Here is a 13,412-nt window from a genome sequence, read left to right on the forward strand (position 1 = left end):
TTACATGCTACTAAGGTAGCTCCGAGGGGTGTTTGCTATATCGAACGATAGGTGTAAGCCTAGTTCTGACTATTGGCGTTTTTGCCTGCTAGGACCCAGCCTGCAACTTCAACGGTACGCTTCGCTTGATGAAAAACAGCGTCACGGATCCGATCCTGATCTTCAATCATTTTACCGTCTCCATCTACACTGACGCTTGTTCCGTAGGGGTTGCCTCCCGCACCGAATGTGACTGGATCGGTATAACCTGGTGCTGCGACAATCGCTCCCCAGTGATACATCGATGTGTAGAGTGCTAAAATCGTAGCTTCCTGTCCACCGTGTGGATTCTGTGCTGAGCTCATGGCACTGACGACTTTGTTTACCGTTAGTCCTTTGCCCCAAATGCCTCCGGTTGTATCAAGGAACTGTTTCATTTGAGAAGCAATGTTACCGAACCGGGTAGGAGAACTGAAAATAATCGCATCTGCCTCCACAATATCGTCGGGTGTTGCCACGGGGATATCTTTTGTTTTCTCCGCTAGGGCTTTCATAGCCGGATTGGCGGCAATTTTGTCCTCGGGAACCAGCTCCTGTACCTTCAGAAGTTTTACCTCAGCCCCCGCCTTCTCGGCGCTTTCCGCGGCCCACTGTGCTAGCTGGTAGTTAGTTCCTGTGGCACTGTAGTAGATGACGGCTAATTTGATTTTAGACATGGTGTTGTCATTCCCTTCGAGTGTAGTTCCATACTATTAATTACCCCATTGAAGCATTTATAACCCAAATTACTAATTGTAAGATGAACTGGACAGACAGCTGTCCACTTTCCTTGTGTATACTAAGCTCAATTACAGGAAATGAGGGAGAATTATGGATACTTATTTTGTACAAAAACCGAAAATGACCGTGGCTGGAGTTAGCATACGCACGACTAATGAAGTGGAAATGGGACCTGATGGGCGCTTGTCGCAGCTGTGGGAAACGTATTTTCAGAATAATATTGCGGGGCAGATAGATACGGCTCAGCCTGAGTATATCTATGCTTTGTATACAGATTATGAGAGTGATGCGTCGGGTGCGTATACCGTTGTAATTGGGCATGAAGTCGCTATGGAGAGTCATGTAGAGGGCGGCGCCCTCGCGTGTGCGGTTGTTCCGGAGAGCAAATACATGGTGTTTACGACGAAAAAAGGACCGGTATTCGAAGTAGTCGCGCAAGCGTGGGGGGAGATTTGGGCGTATTTTGAGGCGTCTACGGAGGTAAGAACTTATACGGGCGATTTTGAAATTTACGATTCTCGGAATTTTGATCCTGCTAACACGCAGGTTGAGATTTATATTGCGATTAAGTAGACCTGGTGAGGGATTTTTCAGCTAAATGAAATGTTTCGTGGGATTTGGGGGCTGCCGAGAGGCAGCTCCCTTTTTCGCGCCGATGAGCTGAATACCTCGGGAGAAGGGTTACTCAACGATTGAAACGAATATATATCAACAAAAGGAATGAGCAAGGACTCTTCATTCTATGGCAGATGTGCTGTTAACCAGTGAACGTTAGAAAATTTTGTATCCTGCGCTGTGTTTGGCCGAAATGGTGCAAAAGAAGGGTAAAAGGAGTTGAACAACCCGCCAAACAGCCAACACACAAACCACAAAGAAATGGAGAACACCAAATGGGAAAACAATTCGCGGCTATGCTACCTGTACATGAGGAGTTTATTCTTCGCCAGCATCTTTTTTTTGTAGGGTCAGCGCCCCTTTCTGAAGAAGGGCATGTTAACCTTTCGCCTAAGGGTCATGATTGCTTTCGGATTTTGTCTCCTAATCAGGTGGCTTATCTTGATATGACCGGTAGTGGCAATGAGACCAGCGCACATCTGATGGAAAATGGAAGAGTGACGGTTATGTTTTGTGCGTTTCAAGGACCGCCGAACATTCTGAGACTGTATGGAACAGGGGCGGTAATTTTGCCTGGATCATTGGAATGGGAAACGCTGTACCCTATGTTTACACCTCTGCCGGGAGCTAGACAGATCATTTTAATCGATGTTCATAAAGTACAGACTTCCTGTGGATTTTCGGTCCCATTTATGAGTTATGATGGTGAGCGAGATACGTTACAACGTTGGTCTATCCAAAAAGGGGAAGCAGGTCTAAAAGAATATAGACAAGAGAAGAACAGTACCAGTATAGACGGACTACCAACCCCCCTTGGACAAAAAAAATGAGCGGACATGGCCGCTCCAAGGTTTATGCATCTTGTAAAATAACCTTACTAATCTTAGGTTTGCTCCTTTAAACCACTATAGCCGATTACTGTTCCATGGGCTTGCTCTCCCAGGCAATACATCAACGCCACAAGCTGAAGGGACTCTCATTTGTCACGACGAGCGATCCCACAATTCGACTAAGCAGTTATCTCATATGTTCTACTGTCTAAAACTCATACTACCCACGGATTCCACCACAAACACAGGCACATATTGCTCTCCCATGTCCGTTCCAACAAGCTGATAACCGTTCTGATATTGACCACTAACTAACGCGTTACCTGTAACGGAACCCAAGTCTCCTTGAAGTAAAATATAAACTCCATTTGAGTAAGCAAGCATATTACCGAAGTTATCTGCGACGATTTCACAGTGAAAAGATACCCTTTCAAAAGGATGAAGCGCTACATCGGAAGCTGAAATTACAGCATACTCCTGAACAATCTCAGCAAACTGATAGCTGCCGTCTAATTTACGGTAACGTGCCGTCTGTCCATCGACATCGTCTCCGAGATCCGCGTTAGGTACGAGTATGGAATCATCGGACTGTAGTTCGTAGCTATCGCCAGACATTGAGAACAACTGGGAAATACCATCCGATTTCATTTCATATGCTGTAAAAAGGGTACGTCCACCTTTGACCTCGGATTCAGCCAGAACTACGGGGGCACCAGAGCCTGAAGAGGCAGCGAGCTGATCATTAAAAGTAAGACTGCGAAGGCTCTCGAAATTCGGTAAAATATTTCCAGTTAAAGTAATGACACTTTCGTCGTTATTCATTGCTGCATAATAGAGTACACCATTGCTATCTGTTCCAGCTACAATGACCTTTGTACCATGTAGTCCCTTGCTGGAGATGACGTTCCCATATTTGTTTTGCTCTTCACCGCCCGGAAGGAGGCGCACAGGTTCGGCGATATTCCAAGCCAACCTTGTAGCGGCAATGATGGAAGAAGTATCCTCTAGCGGAGCAAGATCGCCGTATAGCTGGATAGCTTCAGCATATTGACCTTTACTTATCATTCGCTTGGCATTTTTCAGTAGTTGAGCTTTACTAGTATCGACTAAGGTTAGTACTTTAGATGAGGTGATATTCGCAGATCCCGCAAAATTACGATAGGCTACAGCATGCCCAGCAAAAGCGGTTATGTTATTGCCCTCTAGGTCTTTGTTCAGGATGATCTTTCCACTGCTTTCTGTCTGTAGAAGTACCCATGGAGCATCGTAACTATGCTGGCTGTAAGCATTCATCATAGAGAGTGCGCTCTCCAGCATGCCTGAAAAGTTTCCTGTGCCTGCTAAGTTTTTTAATTTAGCTGTATCATGGCTTTTGAACTTGGAGGCTAGCAACTCATTCTTGGAAGCGGCGCTTCCGTAATAAGCATCGGGAATCAGCAATAGATTCCATTTAAAAGTGTCCTCTTCACTCGTATTTCCACTCTGATTCTGAGCAAGCTCGGCAAGAAATTGCTCCTTAAACTCACGGAAGTAGGTTGTGAACTGGTCAGAAATGCCTGAAGCGGTTGATAACTGGCGATAATAGGATTCATAAGGCCCACCGGGCTTCATATATGTAGCTTTTAAGCTGAGGAGAGTATCATAACTTTTCATGAATCCGGTAAAATCCTTAGTCGCTGCTTGTGCTTTAGCGGATGATACCAAGGCATTCAAACCTTGGCGGATGGCCGTAATGGGTGACAGCTCATCAAGCCGCTTCGCAACCTTCTCTTCCATATAAAGAATGGAATGGTTTGCTGCCGCTAAGCGATACTGATTCTCTGCACTAATCAGATCGCCAGCAGCATAGAGACGGTCGGCTTCCTTGGTTATTTGTATTTTATCAGCGATGAGAAAAGCCTTCTGTCCAAGCAACACAAACATGCTTATACACAAAATGATCATAAAGTTTCGCAGGGTTATTAATTGTTTGAACGTCATATAGAGTAGCCTCTTTTTTCGAAATATAAGAAAGCATAGTTTCACATCATTCTTTATCCTTATATTTCTACGAGAAACGATTGTCATCCATAACAGATGCCAATGCCGTTTCTTCTTGAAATATAAGAATGTCTATTGAACTTCCGGGTCCCAGCGATATTTAGCTTCTCGAATGTCAGCTACTCTATGGTCCAGTCCGTTCCATGGTTCATGGGGATTCGCAGCAATGAGTTTGGACAACCGCATAAAGCGGTCTTTAGGTAGATCTTGCACGTATCGGCTGATCATACTGGAGTAGAGCAGGGCATAACGCTTCATTCTTACTGCGGCTCCGGCAACTCCCGTAAGGATGGTCATACCATTATCCATATGACGGATTTCTTCTTCATAGTTCTTTACGTATCGCAGTGTACGATCTTTGATCAGATCAGGGCGGACTTTAGCGATCTCGCCGATATATTCGGCCAGCAGCGGCTCGAAATCCTTCAGAAGTAGCTGTTCCAGTTCTAAATCCATGTCCTTGCGAAGCAAAAAACCATGCAGCAAGGCGATCCGTTGCCGTGCGATCCGGTCACCACGAAGCAGGATGGAGAGTTCACGCAGCTTCTCGTAGGCAAGGACATCATCCTCACGGAGTACGGAGACAGCCTCCTGGCGGTTGATCTCTAGCCCCTCTTTGATGATGCCGATCCCTCGGCCAAGCAGCTCGTTAAGAGAACGAAGATTCTCGTTCTGCCGTACTTTTCGCTGCGTATAGTACAATAGTCCAGCGAGGAGAACCCCTCCGGCACCACACAGGATCATCTGCTCTATGCTATTTCCAAAATAGACGGATGCTAATGTGAGCAGTAAGATGAATAGGAGGCGTGTATGCATTTTTCTTCCTGCAATGGATGCGGCTTGCTGCTCTACCGTAATAAGTGAGGCTCTGCCGCATTTGGTGCATCGATCTTCACCGAGAGCGGTGTATTGCCCGCAGTGGCGACAAATGCGCAGCTTGTCATAAGCGTAACGAGGGGCCTTGAAAGGCCGAAAGGTAACAGGTCTTTTCTTATTCACGGCCTTTATCGCCTCCGTTCAAAGCGGCCAGTAGGCGGTCGTTAATATCATCACGTGTTAGTGGTTTACGCTGGCGTGAAGCATAGATGGAAATCTGAATTACGGCAATTAGGAACGTAATCCCAAGAATGACGTATGAAATCATGGAACAGTCCTTTCTCATGGACGCCTCGCAGTCTGGATGGCGCATAGAATGATCATTCTATGCAGCATTGCTACTTTGGTCCGGCGGTCCTAAAGTTGAAGTTTACAAGGTTTAATTATATCATAATGGCATACTATTTACAGATTTTAGCGACAGTGCTGAACCTGTCATATGTGCCTAATATAACACAAGAGGAGCCCTATTTATGCTTCGTAAATATCAAAGTAACAGAATAACTAAGACGCTTTTACAACGTATCTTCCCGGCATTACTGCTGGCTCTATGTCTTGCTGCCTCACCTTTTGCAGCTGTTCAGGCCTATGCGGCAACGTCCGCGCAATCTCACATTGATGCGGTGCTTCTTATCGATGTCAGCAACTCCATGAAGACTAGTGACAAGAACAAGGTCGCGAATGAAGCGATGAAAATGTTCATAGATATGCTATCTACCCAAGGTGATAAAGTAGGTATTGTTGCCTATACCGACAAAGTGCAGCGGGAGAAAGCTCTGCTGCAAATTAGTTCAGAGACAGATAAGCAGGATTTGAAGGATTTTATTGACGGACTGGACCGCGGAGCGTATACCGACATTGCTGTCGGTGTAGAAGAGGCTGTGAAGGTGCTCCAGAATGGCAGCGATCCGAATCATGAGCCAATCATCGTAATGCTAGCGGATGGCAATAACGATTTCAACAAATCAACAGGCCGGACGCAGAGCGAATCGGATAAAGAACTGAATGCCGCTGTGGAGGTCGCCAAGAAGAATGGCTATCCCATTTATACGATTGGGCTTAATGCAGACGGCAAACTGAATAAACAGAAACTCGCCGATCTGTCCAATGAGACAGGTGGTAAAGCATTTTCGACAGACTCCGCGGATGATCTTCCGCAAATACTCAGTGAGATTTTTGCTAGTCATCTGAAGCTGAAGGTAGTTCCTGTGCAGTCGATCACTGCAAATGGGGATTATCAGGATGTGACCGTCAACGTGCCTAACGGCAGTGTTTTGGAAGCTAATATCTCAATTATGTCGTCTCAGCCTGTGACCGCTAAGTTAACGGATCCATCAGGAAATGCTGTCGCCATCCCGTCCAAGGACGTTGTGCTGTCCAAGTCTTCCACTTATAGCTTGATCAAGCTATTGTCACCGCAGGAAGGAGATTGGAAGCTTCAGGTCAAAGGTGTGCCAAAGGATAAAATTGATATTAATCTAGTTTTTAACTATGATTTGGAGCTTAAGATCGATGCGTTGCCATCAGCTACCTATAAAAAAGGTGATAAAATTGATATTACCTCCCACCTGTTCAGCAATGGTACTCAGGTAACACTCAGTAATTTGTATCAAGATATGAAGGCGGTACTGCTTGCTACAGATATCGATACAGGTGATGTGCAGGAAATCGAACTGGATAACTCCGGGAATGTTTTTAAGGGCACCTTCGAGGTAAAAGAAAGCCATGACTATGAGCTGAAGGTTCGTGCAGAGGAAAGCAGTTTCTATCGTGAAAGTGCTCCTGTAAAGATCAGCGCGAAGACAGGTGGCACTGCTACTACAAGTCCTTCGACAGGGAATGGCACAGAAGAACCTTTGAAAGAAGCTTCGTCCAAAACCTTGTATTACATTATAGGCGGAATTCTTCTGGTATTGGCTGCCGCTGCTGCATGGTATGTGCTGAATAAAAAATCGGCACGCGGTTTTGTTGGACAGCTGGTAGTCGAGGTTAAAGACGGCAATACGGGTGAGAAGACCTACCCACAATATAAGAAGCTTGCTGGATTCAGAGGCAAATTTACCCTTCATCAGCTGCTGCAATTAGCGCCTGAGCTGAAGGAAAGCGAGAGCATTATTTTCACACCAGCTAAGAACGACCGATTGCTGCTACGCAGCGGAGAAGGTGTTACTGTAGAGAGATCCGGACGTGCTGCGGATGCCTCACGTGGTTTGGAGCTGAAGAGTGGTGACCGCGTTTCGGTATCCCTACACACGGTAGATAAGACGATTTATCTCGAATATTTAGTATAGAAGTGGTTTTGCAAGAGATCTGAAGTACAGCTTCCGCAAAACTTTTAGGAGGATAAGCATATGAAACCAGTAGTAAGAGAGCATATACAGCAATTGGATGTATCACTAGGCGGAGGGATTGTCAGTGATAAGATCAGGGTGGATACGATTGATAATCCGATCCTGATTATTGGACTAGGCGGCACGGGCATTGATGCCCTGCTGCGTCTTAAATATCAGATTAACCGCCGCTTTAAGCTGCCGGAAGATCCGATATCCAAGAAGAAACGGGACAAGCCGGATAATGTAGAGTTCCTAGCTTTTGAGACGAATGAACAGGATCGCGGAAAAAAATACAAAGGGATCGGGCTCGATCCTCAGAATGAATTTGTATTACTAGCGAATGCTGAGATCGGCGGATTGCTGCAGAATCGCAGTATTCTTGACTCGTATATTACGGACTGGCTGTCGCCTGAGCTGAGCATTACGGATGGTATGAACGGTGCTGCTGGTGTGCGCCAGGCCGGACGTCTGCTCTTGTTCACCAAGATTAATCAGGTGGTAGGCGCGATTGATAAGAAAATTAAGACATTATCCGTAGGTACTAACAAAAAGCTGATGGTCTTCCTTTTGACAGGATTGTCAGGGGGTACCGGTAGTGGAGCTTTCCTTGATATTGCGTATATCGTACGCGGTATTATTGAACGTGATTATGGATCAGCTGGTATTGACCGTGTGAACACACTGGGTTATCTCTTTACACCGGACGTGAACCTGTCTAATAAAAGTCTAAGTGAGCATACGCGTGAATATATTCGCAAGAACGGTTATGCGGCGCTAAAAGAGCTGGATTACTGGATGAATGTAGACAGTCGTGGCGAGCGATTCCAACAGCAATACGGTAATATTTTGACGGTGAATTCACCGCTGCCTCCGTTTAATCTATGCCATTTGATCTCTGCAACGAATACCGAAGGTAAGCTGCTTGAGAATGCGTACGATTACTGTATGAATGTAACGGCGGAGAACATCACGAACTTTATGGCAAGTGAAGAAAAACAGTCTGGTGAAGAATTCGCGATCCATGACTATATCAGTAATATCCGCACCAACATTGCGCAGATGAATAAGACATATCCAGCTAACTATGAGTACAACATTATCGGTGCCTCGTCTGCCGTGCTTCCGATTGAGGAAATGACGACTTATCTGGCCTTCCGCTTGTTTGACAAAATGGAAAAAATGTTCCAACAGGCGCCTGGTCAAGAGGATGTAGAGAAATTCGCGCGCAAGCTTGGAATAGATCTTGACAGTATGATTAAAACCTTTGAATCCCGTGTGCCTGAGCCATTGCCAGGTTACGAGAACAGTGAACGCTTGAGCCATGCCAACGTAGTTAAGAATCAGGTTGTGAGCATGGATACAGAGCTGGAGCAGAACTTCTTGGCTCGTGCCCGTGAAGAATATATCAAATCGAAAAAACAATTGCCTGGCGAAATAGTAGGACGTTTCAGTGAAGAGCTGGAGCGCATCTTCCTGCACCCAGAGCAAGGGCCGTTCTACGTTTCCCGTTTGCTGTACACCGAGAAGGGCTTCTGTATTTTGAAGCTGATTCAGTCTTATATTGAGGCGTTACGTGAAAGCTTGCTGCGTTTGCCACGCGATATTGAAACGGCACAGGACAGTGCGGATGAGAAGCTGAGCGATGCTCGCAGCGCTTTTGTATCCAAAGAGAAGAAGAAAAATGCCTATATTGAAGCTAAAATCAATGAGTATTGGTTGCATGCCGATGTAGAACGCACAGAGCAAATGATTCAATTCTATGAGGACTTATATGAGCTCTTAAATGATGAAAACAATCGGATTTATGGTGTGTTTACAGAGATTCTTAGTGCGCTTAGCTCGATTTTTGCCAAGAATGGAGACATCCTTATCAATGGTGAAGAGCAGGCGGATTATAAAGGAAACAAAACGTATTATTGGAACATTGTTAACGTGCCGGATATTTCGGCGACGATCTCCAAAATCATGGATCAGAAGGACGGCGACGATCTGATTCGTGACTTCACCCGTGAAATGCTGAAGCATTCCGGACGTTGGGTCAAAGAACAGGAGATAGATATCGTTCGTTCGATTTCGGAGTTCCTAAGCGATAAGTTCGGGGATTTGATCACCCGTTCGATGGAAGACTTCCTTGTGATGAAATTCGGTCATGAAGAGCCGCTAGATAAATTCGTAGAGCGAATTATCGCAGGTAAGTTGGACGAAGAGGCTGTGCCTACCTTCCACCTTAGCAATAGCTCAGGCAGCTTGCATTTCCCATCATGGGGCTTCGTTTCCGTGCCTGTTAAAGCACCTGGCATTCTGAAGGGGATTCGTAATTATCAGAATAATGCGCTGGGTAAATCGCAATTTACGATCAAAGAAAGCCAAGTGAAAAACCGTATTTTCTGGCTTAACACCCGTAATGGTGTGCCACTCTTCGTATACACGCCGCTGCGGGTGTTTGAAGAGAACTATGAGCGGACCATTCTCGATAAGGAAGGGATCGGCCGCCATCTGGTGATGACGGATAAGAACAACTGGACGTATCTGCCTTCTCCGATTCCGGAAAAATCATGGGGTGACACCTATGTTAATGCCCGTGTCCGTGATTATAACGCCCGTGTGCGTGCAGACTTTGCAAAAGCGTTGGCCAGCGGCGTGATTATCGAAAAAGGTGTAGACGAGAATACAAGCAACAGATATTCTGTTGTGTTCACGAAACCATTTGATATGGATGCTCTTTTGAGCGGGTTTGATTTGCAGTTGAATTCTTCACGTCCGAATCTCGGCGAAGTGAAGAAGGCGGCTGATGAACTTAAGAATCTGCGTGAGAAGGGCTTGGAGCGGGAAAGCATTAAAGATATCTTTGGCAGCATTAACAAAGAAATGGCGCAGGAGAATCTTATACGTTCACCACAGCTGATTTCTCGTGTTCGCGCGGAGCTAGCCAAGTATGCTGAACTGACTGCCAAAGCTGCTGAGCTTGAAGGTCTGCTCCATCAATATCTGGATGAAGATAAGTGGATGGATCAATTCATCGAGGCGCTCTACACGGACAGCATTATCAAGAAAGGCGCTCTCTATGTTTATGATCGTGATGAAGAAGAGGACGCTTGGGAGCCGTTTGCCAACTTGATGAAAGAGCGCAGCTACGTGGAATATGCCGTGTACCGCCATTTCCGGGAGCTGGATGAGAAGAGCCGCAGCGTTCTGCTGCGTAAGGCAGCTCGTCGTGCAAGTGAAATGACTGCTGCTGAGGACGTTACTCCATTGCTCTATAAGCTGGAAGGATTGTATGTATCGTTCCTGGAAGCACGCGACAGCTTGGAGTACGAACGGGTAGAGTATGAGAGCGGCGATGAAATGTACAGCTTCTACAAGAGCATGACAAGTAAGCTGGGCAGTATCCGCAGAAAGTTGAAATAATCCTATGATCAAAACACAGGTATTATCTTATGGTGAACAATATGCGGCACAGGAAGAGGCAAGGCGCAGCATGGGGGATGGACGCAGCAGCATCCATTACCCTGCCCTGTTTCTGTTCGTAGGCGACAAGGTTGCTCCGGCTATCGGTCCGGTGCTGGATAGCTGCGAACGGAAATGGGATAACGCCGGCGGTGTTATGGCACTACATGCTGTCTCAGGTGCGAAGAGCGAGGGAACAGACAGAAGCAAAAGTGGATCTGATGCGGGAGGAAGAGACCGGGTGCTGGCTATGGCCTTGCCGGATATGGCAGGGTCAGATCCACGGACTGTGCGTCATGAGCTTTACCGCAAGTTTCATGAGGATACACGTTATCTTGCTGAAATGAATAAAGTTGTCCGGCGGCTGAGCAACAGTATAGCGGATTATGGACGTCTATATTCATCTTTTGACGTGATTCATCTTTCAATCATCACGCGGGTCGATGACCCGCTTAATGTATTGTTGCCGGAAATTACACTGCTGGCTCGTGCAATACTCAGCCAGTCTTTTAAGTCGGTTCAGACGGATCTCTACGCTCTAATCAATGAGCGGGAGCAAGGGGATAATTTTGGATATTCCAGCTCGGTAGGGCTGGCTTTTCTGCGTGAATTGGACAGAATGCAAGCAACGGACTATACGTTTAACGCACCGCTGCTTGTAACCGAAGATGGTCTGTCGATTCCGGTTGGCCATGGTCCTTCTGCATTATTTGACCTTGTGTATTTGCTCTCTGATAAGAATGAGCGCGGCATGATGTCTGCTCACGGCATGGATGATAACTATGAGATCATCTCCCATATCAGTCTACTTAAGAATCGTGTCCGTCCGACTTCTGATCAGGCAACCGGACACGGTGGCTATAACAATATGACTTTCAAAAGCGGTATCAGAGGCAGTACAGGAAGACAAGGCTATGCTTCTGCGGGCTTTTCTGGAGTAAGAAGACCTAATGTTCAGATTGCATTGGCTGTGCTGTATCACGCTTTCCGGCGCCTTGCAGCGGATATGCGTGAGGGGAGTCCGTGGACAATGCGCGAGCGTCAATCCCTATTAGGACTGGATCCTGATAGTTTGCGGGAGCGTGCGACGCAGCTAGTTCCGGAGAAAGACGGCCTTAGTGAAATGACGGGGCTAATGAGCCACGGACGTCCGTCCTACAATGAGCTGAAGCAGTTATCACTACGTGAAGCTGAACAGCAGCTGTTCGGTGACGGGGGAGAAGCTTATTTCCGCAATAATTTTGTCGCAGAGTCTAACCGGAGAGTAGAAGGTATTCATCCGCTTCGTGGATGGCGCACTATATTGGCGGCACAGGAAACAGCTACGCCAGCAATAACATTCTATCAGCTTGCGGAGTGGACAGCTGATCGCGATGAGGGTGGCAGTGTGCTGCATGCTTTACGTCAGCATATGACTGGACTGCGTTCAGCAATGGTCTCCGCACAGGATGAGCTTGAAGATCTTTATGCGGAAAGTGTGGAGCGCCAGCCGTTCCAGCGAGTGCCGCTTTTTGACAAACGAACGGTACGTAATTTCATTCATTATTTATTCTCAGCGGTTTATGGTAAAAGATATGAGCTGTTATGTATGGAAAGTGAGCTTGCGCTGTGCAGTCGTTTGGAATCTGCGCTTGAGCAGCTTCATGTGGAAAGTGTGGCTCGTGTGAAAGCTATGGAGACGCTCGAAGAAGAGCTGCGTATTACTGTGATGGACAGCATTGGGCGAACGAACGAAACCACTGGCCAGAACGTGATGGAATACTACCGAGTCGTCACAGAAGAAGTGATGAAAGAGATCGAAACTCGGCGTGGCCCAGGGATTTTCTTCAGTGAGAAGTATATGGGCAGCATTTCTAAGCTCTTAGAGCAAGGCAAAGAAGCGGTAGCGGAACGCTTGATTAGCATTTGCCAACGGGAAATATTAACGGCAGATCCGTTTGCCCTATCTTTCGAGGAAGAGCTTCTGCGGCGTGCGAATGTTGCGGCTGCTTATGAGAACCGCCAGGTTCTATCGAAGGAAGAGTTGTTCAAGCGTCTGTATCATAATCTGGAGGATGGCGCGACGATCAATGTTCGTCTGTTCGAATACACGCAAGAGCATCGTCATGAGGAAAAATATTTCTTCGGAGACAGTGCATCTGAATTCCTGCGCTACGCATTTGGTGTGGATGAGACGACTCGCATTTACCGCTTAGGCTTCGTGCATGAGCAGCGTAGAAGTGGTGTTGAGAAGCTAAATCTGATGGGCGGTTTCCATTTAGAGGATCTGCTCTATTACCGTAATGGTAAGGTTTATTATGAAACGTATGCTCAGAATGGTTATCAGCTTCATGGATTGAGTGAGGATCAGCTTCCCGAAATGCGTTGATGGCGTCGTAATAGATAGTAGTCTCAATTTGAGTCTCTTATTGTACTTTGTGCAATAGAATCATCGGATACAGCCTTTAATTAGAATTCTATTGTATTTAGTACATTAGATTTAAGAAGATATCTGAAATAGGGACATTTCTCC

At 46.4% G+C, this 13,412-nt stretch carries 9 protein-coding genes; 5 read left to right on the plus strand and 4 right to left on the minus strand.

Going from position 1 to position 13,412, the window contains the following annotated elements:
* Positions 1 to 59: 59 nt before the first annotated feature.
* Positions 60 to 695 (minus strand): NAD(P)H:quinone oxidoreductase type IV, encoded by a 636-nt coding sequence (wrbA, locus tag ACDZ28_RS12905; RefSeq protein WP_042124350.1) that lies wholly within the window; start codon positions 693 to 695, stop codon positions 60 to 62.
* A 154-nt stretch (positions 696 to 849) separates the two neighbouring features.
* On the opposite strand from wrbA, the gene ACDZ28_RS12910 reads away from it, so the two are divergent.
* Both ACDZ28_RS12910 and ACDZ28_RS12915 read left to right on the plus strand, forming a co-directional pair.
* Positions 850 to 1,332, plus strand: coding sequence for a GyrI-like domain-containing protein (locus tag ACDZ28_RS12910; RefSeq protein WP_042124352.1), 483 nt, complete (start codon positions 850 to 852; stop codon positions 1,330 to 1,332).
* 317 nt (positions 1,333 to 1,649) lie between these two features.
* Positions 1,650 to 2,204, plus strand: a complete 555-nt coding sequence (locus ACDZ28_RS12915) for a pyridoxamine 5'-phosphate oxidase family protein (RefSeq protein ID WP_042124354.1) — start codon at positions 1,650 to 1,652, stop codon at positions 2,202 to 2,204.
* Between the two features lie 201 nt (positions 2,205 to 2,405).
* Here ACDZ28_RS12915 and ACDZ28_RS12920 read toward each other — a convergent pair whose 3' ends face one another.
* The 3 genes from ACDZ28_RS12920 to ACDZ28_RS12930 all read right to left on the minus strand — a co-directional run bounded on the left by ACDZ28_RS12920 (position 2,406) and on the right by ACDZ28_RS12930 (position 5,388).
* On the minus strand, positions 2,406 to 4,184 hold the full coding sequence (locus tag ACDZ28_RS12920; protein ID WP_375104867.1) for a hypothetical protein: 1,779 nt from the start codon (positions 4,182 to 4,184) through the stop codon (positions 2,406 to 2,408).
* 132 nt (positions 4,185 to 4,316) lie between these two features.
* Positions 4,317 to 5,243: a hypothetical protein gene (locus tag ACDZ28_RS12925; RefSeq protein WP_076119833.1), complete on the minus strand. Its 927-nt coding sequence runs from the start codon at positions 5,241 to 5,243 to the stop codon at positions 4,317 to 4,319.
* On the minus strand, positions 5,236 to 5,388 hold the full coding sequence (locus ACDZ28_RS12930) for a hypothetical protein (RefSeq protein ID WP_170880313.1): 153 nt from the start codon (positions 5,386 to 5,388) through the stop codon (positions 5,236 to 5,238). Before ACDZ28_RS12930 ends, ACDZ28_RS12925 begins: the two co-directional genes overlap by 8 nt.
* A 205-nt stretch (positions 5,389 to 5,593) precedes the next feature.
* Here ACDZ28_RS12930 and ACDZ28_RS12935 point away from each other — a divergent pair, with 205 nt between their 5' ends.
* Genes ACDZ28_RS12935 through ACDZ28_RS12945 form a run of 3 tightly spaced genes read left to right on the plus strand, consistent with a single transcriptional unit; the run spans position 5,594 to position 13,268 of the window.
* Positions 5,594 to 7,411: a VWA domain-containing protein gene (locus tag ACDZ28_RS12935; RefSeq protein ID WP_052414458.1), complete on the plus strand. Its 1,818-nt coding sequence runs from the start codon at positions 5,594 to 5,596 to the stop codon at positions 7,409 to 7,411.
* Between the two features lie 60 nt (positions 7,412 to 7,471).
* Complete coding sequence (locus tag ACDZ28_RS12940; RefSeq protein ID WP_339289344.1) at positions 7,472 to 10,861, plus strand: tubulin-like doman-containing protein; 3,390 nt, start codon at positions 7,472 to 7,474, stop codon at positions 10,859 to 10,861.
* 4 nt (positions 10,862 to 10,865) lie between these two features.
* A complete protein-coding gene (locus ACDZ28_RS12945) occupies positions 10,866 to 13,268 on the plus strand; it encodes a transcription initiation factor TFIID (protein WP_375104868.1) in 2,403 nt (800 codons plus the stop codon).
* Positions 13,269 to 13,412 lie beyond the last annotated feature (144 nt).

The sequence above is a fragment of the Paenibacillus sp. RS8 genome, from assembly GCF_041956825.1.
Lineage (GTDB): Bacteria > Bacillota > Bacilli > Paenibacillales > Paenibacillaceae > Paenibacillus_AQ.

Excerpts from the sequence above, each read along its gene's own strand:
- ACDZ28_RS12915 (WP_042124354.1), top strand. The coding sequence starts at position 1,650 with ATGGGAAAACAATTCGCGGCTATGCTACCTGTACATGAGGAGTTTATT.
- wrbA (WP_042124350.1), bottom strand. The coding sequence starts at position 695 with ATGTCTAAAATCAAATTAGCCGTCATCTACTACAGTGCCACAGGAACT.
- ACDZ28_RS12910 (WP_042124352.1), top strand. The coding sequence starts at position 850 with ATGGATACTTATTTTGTACAAAAACCGAAAATGACCGTGGCTGGAGTT.
- ACDZ28_RS12920 (WP_375104867.1), bottom strand. The coding sequence starts at position 4,184 with ATGACGTTCAAACAATTAATAACCCTGCGAAACTTTATGATCATTTTG.
- ACDZ28_RS12940 (WP_339289344.1), top strand. The coding sequence starts at position 7,472 with ATGAAACCAGTAGTAAGAGAGCATATACAGCAATTGGATGTATCACTA.
- ACDZ28_RS12935 (WP_052414458.1), top strand. The coding sequence starts at position 5,594 with ATGCTTCGTAAATATCAAAGTAACAGAATAACTAAGACGCTTTTACAA.
- ACDZ28_RS12945 (WP_375104868.1), top strand. The coding sequence starts at position 10,866 with ATGATCAAAACACAGGTATTATCTTATGGTGAACAATATGCGGCACAG.
- ACDZ28_RS12930 (WP_170880313.1), bottom strand. The coding sequence starts at position 5,388 with ATGATTTCATACGTCATTCTTGGGATTACGTTCCTAATTGCCGTAATT.